The organism is Segeticoccus rhizosphaerae (assembly GCF_009192725.1).
In the GTDB taxonomy this organism is placed as follows: domain Bacteria; phylum Actinomycetota; class Actinomycetes; order Actinomycetales; family Dermatophilaceae; genus Segeticoccus; species Segeticoccus rhizosphaerae.
In genome coordinates, this window is sequence record NZ_VOHR01000699.1 from 1 (window position 1) to 625 (window position 625).

Sequence of the window (625 nt, forward strand, 5' to 3'; positions counted from 1 at the left end):
CCAGGCCGAGGGCGTCGACCGCGGCGAGGTGCTCGGCCGACTGGGCCTGCCAGCCGGCGTCGGCGGCCACGACGAACATCACCGCCGGTGCCGGGCCGAGTCCGGCGAGCATGTTGCCGATGAAGCGCTCGTGCCCGGGCACGTCCACGAAGGCGATGGCCGCGTCGAGGTCCGCGGTGGTCCACGCATAGCCGAGGTCGATGGTCAGGCCGCGGCGACGCTCCTGCTCCCACCGGTCCGGCTCCATCCCGGTCAGGGCGCGCACGAGGGTGGACTTGCCGTGGTCCACGTGGCCCGCGGTGGCGAAGACGTGCACGGCTAGGCCTCCGGGGACTCAGGTCCGGCGAGCGAGACATCCGCCGCGAGCACGGCTGCCACCAACGCCTCGTCCTGTTCCTCGGGCACGCAGCGCAGGTCGAGCAGGGCGCGCCCGTGCTCGACGCGGCAGACGACGCCCGGCTCACCAAGGCGCAGCGGCACGGCATACGACGCTGGTATGGCGACCGCCCACCCGGGCAGCGCCAGTCCCGGAGCTCCGCCGCCCCCGACCGCCCCGTCGGCCGGGACCACCTCGCCGCCGATCTCCTTCGCCACCGCTGCGCACCGCTCGCGGAGCCGGGCGGCG

Annotated in this window: 1 protein-coding gene and 1 pseudogene; both read right to left on the minus strand. The window is 75.4% G+C overall.

Going from position 1 to position 625, the window contains the following annotated elements:
- Positions 1 to 316 (minus strand): GTP-binding protein (locus FRW57_RS22570; protein WP_203230523.1); only part of this gene is annotated, 316 nt, incomplete at its 3' end.
- Between the two features lie 2 nt (positions 317 to 318).
- Positions 319 to 625: pseudogene (locus FRW57_RS22575) on the minus strand (L-seryl-tRNA(Sec) selenium transferase); the annotation flags it as partial.